We start from the raw sequence: 2473 nt of genomic DNA on the forward strand, positions 1-2473 counted from the left end.
ATAGATTGACCTCCCAATAACTACGTGGTGTTATTGGGAGGTCAATCTATTTCATTTGCGTTAAGCTTTTGATCTACATTAAGCGTGCAGGTTTTTTGTCTATTTGTAGACGATTTTATGTTATACTAGTCCTTGAAAGAATAATAATCAGATAATGCATTTTCTTGTTTTTCATTTGCCTCTTGCTCAAAGTTCCCAAATTCGAGTAAGAGGTATTTTTGTTTTTGGTCGTCGCCTCTCATTAGTAGTTCAGGGTTTAACATTAATACTCCAGTTTTTCTTTTTATAATATTTCCTTCTTCTAAGATTTTAAGTGTTGTTATTACTGTTTGTAGACTTGTTCCTGTAGCTTTTGCTATTTCTCTTGTTGTAGCTATCATTGTATTGTTACTTAAGTGGACATTATCTAGGATATAGTTAACGATTTTAAGTTTTTTTCCGCCAATCATATCTAACATACTTATTAATTGCACTATATATGCCTTTACGAAGTTACCAGACGTTTGTTTACGGTATAACTTGTCTACCTCTATGACTTCTCCACTTTCTTCGTCTATGAGCCTCTGAGAGCCTTTATAGACTGTTCCATATCTTTCTTTCATCTTTTTCTCACTCCTTATTTTAAACTATTCTAACTATATCATAACTGTTCTAAAAAAAAAAGAACATTTGTTAAAAGAAATTAGAACAAAATGAGTGAAAAATTAGAACAAACAAATTCCTTATAAACCTTATCATCTCAACCTATATTAAGATTTTACCTAGTTGAATCTTCTTTTCTATATAAAGCGTCGGAGCATATCAGGGGGTTATCTAACGTAAATGCTACCCTTCGGCTCGCTTTCGCTCGGCATTGACGTCAGATACTGCACCCCCTGAACCCCCATGCTCCAACAGCAAAAAGGAAACTTTTTGCTGCTTTTCCGACGCTTATTCGCTTCGCTCATATTTATATAGAAAAGAAGTGAATGCGCAAAAGACATAATCGATTCACAAAAAATAGGTACACGAAAAACAAGTTAAGGGATGCAGTTTATGCATCCCTTAACTTACTTATTAAATAATTTATAGCTATTGAAAAGAGATAAGAATTGTTCAAAGCTAATATTGTTTAAATCGTCAATTCCTGCATGTTTTAAGGAATTGTTAAATTGATTTTTTGTAAATATTTTCTTGTATTCTTTGTTAACCCATTTCATAACGAAATAATTATACTTCTGTTTATCTTTGTGTGATATTCTTGATTTTTTTCTATTTAATCTGATAAGTGAGCTATTCACTTTAGGTTTAGGATGAAAATATTCTCTTGGAACCATACTTAATATAGAAATATCAACTTCTGCCATTAAAAATAATGCCAATGAGCGTTTTGTATTTAATAATCTTTTAGCAAACCCGTATTCCACGATTAAATAAATCTCATCAGCTATACTATCAAAAACAATTTTGCGTATTATATCCGTACTTATGTTATAAGGTATATTACCAAATATTTTATAGGATTGGTTTTTAGGAAATTTAAACTGCAATATATCCTTGTTTAAAACTTGGAAATTATCGTGATCAACAAGTTTATTTTCTGTAGTTTTGCATAATTTATGGTCTATTTCAATGGCAGTTACGAAATTACACCTCTGTACTAATTCAAGGGTAAAATGCCCTTTTCCTGAGCCGATTTCAAAGATATTATCATGTTCATTTAATCTTATATTTGTCATTATTTTATCTATATTATGTTTTGAAGTAATAAAGTTTTGACTGTGTTTTATATTTTTCTCGTTCATTATAACCCTCTTTAATTTGGTTATAATGAATTTTGCTTATTAACGATTCATTATAACCACTTATTTTTTGTTTGGTTGATAATGAACTGTGCTGATTACAAAAATACTAAAAATGCCCATATTTTTTCCTCCTTATAAAATTAGTATAATTATAGCACGAGCTCTGATAAATATGAACATGATGAGTGATCGTTAAATTTATACTGCAATCTGATGCGATTATTGAATAAAAGATATGAGAGATTTATCTAGTTTCTTTTTTTACAAGAAAAAAGAAAGTTCTTAAAGGTTTTATACTTTTGGTCGTAGAGCACACGGTTTAACGACTTAATTACGAAGTAAATAAGTCTAGTGTGTTAGACTTTAATGTTTTTTTAAGGCATTAGTGCATTTAAGCGTCAGAGCATGGCTTTATGCCGAGAAAACTATTGGTTGGAATGGCGTGTGTGTTAGCCAAAGCTTTGGCGAGTTGGTTGGGGGTTTCATGGGATTAATCCCATGAAAGTACCAACTCAACAACACACTAACGCCTGTTGGTTCCAACCAATAGGAAATTGGAATAAGCAATTAGTATAATGAGAGTATAATGTTGGTATAACGTTAGTATAATGATGCTTTTTTTCATTATATTTTTTATGTACTTTAAACCTGCACGCTTATGTGAATTAGAAAAAGCTTAATCGCATTTC

General features: G+C 30.8%; 3 protein-coding genes. All 3 read right to left on the reverse strand.

The annotated features are described in order from the left end of the window. Positions 1–125 precede the first annotated feature (125 nt). Positions 126–602: a replication/maintenance protein RepL gene (locus tag NST87_RS13745; RefSeq protein ID WP_000664727.1), complete on the reverse strand. Its 477-nt coding sequence runs from the start codon at positions 600–602 to the stop codon at positions 126–128. A gap of 447 nt (positions 603–1049) precedes the next feature. Then, a complete protein-coding gene (erm(C), locus tag NST87_RS13750) occupies positions 1050–1784 on the reverse strand; it encodes a 23S rRNA (adenine(2058)-N(6))-methyltransferase Erm(C) (RefSeq protein ID WP_001003263.1) in 735 nt (244 codons plus the stop codon). Between the two features lie 60 nt (positions 1785–1844). Then, positions 1845–1904 carry a 23S rRNA methylase leader peptide ErmCL gene (ermCL, locus tag NST87_RS13755; protein WP_002497446.1) on the reverse strand — a complete coding sequence of 20 codons (60 nt, stop codon included), beginning with the start codon at positions 1902–1904 and terminating at the stop codon, positions 1845–1847. Positions 1905–2473: the final 569 nt, after the last annotated feature.

It is taken from the genome of Staphylococcus sp. FSL W8-0271 (genome assembly GCF_038006605.1).
Classification (GTDB): domain Bacteria; phylum Bacillota; class Bacilli; order Staphylococcales; family Staphylococcaceae; genus Staphylococcus; species Staphylococcus cohnii.

Coding starts and splice junctions, on each gene's coding strand:
- NST87_RS13745 (WP_000664727.1), bottom strand. CDS start 602: ATGAAAGAAAGATATGGAACAGTCTATAAAGGCTCTCAGAGGCTCATA.